This is a genomic window from Spiroplasma sp. hy2 (assembly GCF_044714365.1).
In the GTDB taxonomy this organism is placed as follows: Bacteria; Bacillota_I; Bacilli_A; order Mycoplasmatales; family Mycoplasmataceae; genus Spiroplasma; species Spiroplasma phoeniceum.
In genome coordinates this window covers 1-2,761 of record NZ_RXFZ02000136.1, presented here as the reverse complement: position 1 = coordinate 2,761, position 2,761 = coordinate 1, and the positions used below count along the sequence as shown (strand labels likewise).

Here is a 2,761-nt window from a genome sequence, read left to right as displayed (position 1 = left end):
AAATTATATTCTTTAATATATTTACGATAATTTCGTAAAACATAAATACTGGGGTCATTATCGTTATATTCAAAACCGTAGTATTCAAGTTCAAATAAATCAGGTCGCTCTTCTTTATTTGCTAAAACAAGTTTTTTATTAATATCAGGTATTTTATTTCATACAGAACCCATTGTTAATCGTAAATTAAAAATACCCAAACCATTAAATGCTTGTTTGTTTTCTGAATATACTTGGTTGTGTTCTTTTAAAATATTTTTAATTCTTTCATTTAAGGGTAAATATGGGGTTACAAATTTTTCATAAAATACATGGTATTTATCAAAAGGATTAAAAGTAAATTGATTAGAATATGTTTTATGAAAATATGTTGTTACTGTTATATGTTGTTTTGCTATGTTATCTCATTCTTGAAATGTCCAAGATAATTCTTTTACAGGAATAGGATTATCTAGATTATATTGTTCATTATTATTTTCATCGGTATATTTTTCATAAGATACTTTTAAACTTTTAGAACGAAACATTGAAACTCTTAAATTATTATATCTTTTATCTAATTCTTTATCAGTTAAGATTTCTTTTTCTTCGGCATGTATCATTTCATCTGTTCACGCCGATATAATACCGCTACCTTTACCAACTTTACCCATAATTTTATTGCCATTAGCATAACCCGCAAAAGCAATGCGAACACCACTAGGAAAAACAATCTCGCCGCCTTCTTTAACATTTTTAGGTCAAACAATACCATTTTCATTGTCGGGTCCTATATCAATCCCATATTTATCATATAGATAATTACAGACATTAATTGTATCGCCAAATGTAGTATCTTCGTGGGTGTTGGCATATCTTCGTAAAATATTAGATGAAGCATCTATAAAATTACAAGCAAAAAATAATTTTTCTGCTAAATGATTTCATGTTTTATTAGTACCACGCCCCGCTGAAACAAACTTAAAAAAAGTTGGCGAAGTAAAATATCGGGCATAACTATCACCAACAAATTCTTTAAATACTTCTCAATCAAAACCAAAATTATAGTCACTAAAATTTAAATCATATTTTTTATTTAAATGTTCATAACTAGTAATTCGTTTTTTGTTATTAATTTTTGTAAAATCTTGCATTTTTAATTAACCTCCTTTTTTTGATAAAATTATTTGAAGTATTAAGTATTGTAATTTAAAAAAATTGTTTAATTACGAAAGGAAATTATAAAATGGAATTAAAACAAAATTTATTAGGAAATTATAAAGAAAATAAAATAATAGAAACAAACAATGAAGTTAAAAATTTATTTATTAATAAAGATAATGAGATATTTAAATTATATCAACAAGGACAAATATTACAAGGATATAAGGTGATATCAAAATTGCCAAAAACAATTAAAACAGAATATGGAGATTTTCCTATTAAAAGAAGATTATATGTTAAATATGATGAAGAAAAAAAAGAAAATATAAATCGTTATCCTTTAGATGAAGAATTAGGCTTAAAAAAATATGAAAGAATCGAAATAAATTTAAAAGATAAATATATGTCTTTTATGGGCGATGGAAAAAGATATAAAGATATTTTGCATACAACAGAGAATGCAAATATTAGCGAAAGAACAATATCTAATATTTTTAAAAATGCCGATTTAGAAAAACTTGACTATATAAGCAACAAAAATAACAATAAAATTAAAATTCCAAATAATGTTTTATATATTCAAATTGACGGAGCTTTTGAACCAATGCGAGAAAATAAAAAAAGAGTTGAAAATAAAATATTTCTTGCTACTATGCATGTTGGTGTTGATAAAGAAAAGTCAACAAAAACCAAAATAAAAATGAAAAAGAAAAAAGGAGTTTTCCAAATGATGAATAAAAATCATAAGAATAAAAATAATAAATCTAATATTGATAATTTTATTGATAAAATTTTTAAATTAATGGATACTTATGATATTAATGAAAATACTAAAATATTAATATTAAGTGATGGTGAAAAACAAATTAAAAAAATTTATAGAGCAGTAAAAGCAAAATATAAAAATAACAAGGTATCATATAGCTTAGATAAATTTCATCTTACAAGTATATTTAAAAAAATATATCCTTTTCAAAATAAAAATAAGGAAAATAGAGAAGCATATCATAAAGCTGTTGATTATTTTTTTAATGGTAAATATGAAGAATTATTACAGTGTTTAGAAGATAGTAAATTTTTTATAAGCGATTCTAAATTAGATTTTTTGAATAAAGCTATTAGATTAATTAAAAATAATAAAGAAGGTATTGAAAACCAAACATTAGAATATAATATTGGTTGTCATGTTGAAGGTGATGTATCGCATTATATTAAGGCTGTTAAAGGGCGGGGTGCGAAAATATATTGTAAAGAAACATTTATCAATATGTTAATTGCTTCAATGTTAAGACTTAATAATCAAATTAATGATGAGAAAGTTGATAAAAATAATAAAGAAAAAATTGAATTTAATATACTTAATTTAAATCAATTTCAAAATCAATTTTTATCTTTATAAAAAAAAATAAAAACCTTTTAAAATTAGCAATAACTTTAAAAAGTATTTTTTAGTGTGTCAAATTTTATAAATTTATAAATTATTTATTCAACTAAAAATTATATTTTTAAAAAAAGTTGAATTTTTTATAAATTTTGTTATCATTTAATTATAAGCGAAACTTAATTTGTTTCTAATTACTTAATTTTATTAAAAACCTAAGAATAATGAATACTAYYA

Annotated in this window: 2 protein-coding genes; one reads left to right on the top strand and one right to left on the bottom strand. The window is 22.3% G+C overall.

From position 1 onward, the window contains the following. The coding region (locus EHV01_RS04520) for a hypothetical protein (RefSeq protein WP_422066400.1) at positions 1-1,133 on the bottom strand (1,133 nt) is incomplete at its 3' end. Positions 1,134-1,225: 92 nt separating this feature from the next. Here EHV01_RS04520 and EHV01_RS04515 point away from each other — a divergent pair. Continuing rightward, positions 1,226-2,542 (top strand): Mbov_0401 family ICE element transposase-like protein, encoded by a 1,317-nt coding sequence (locus EHV01_RS04515; RefSeq protein ID WP_422066399.1) that lies wholly within the window; start codon positions 1,226-1,228, stop codon positions 2,540-2,542. Positions 2,543-2,761 lie beyond the last annotated feature (219 nt).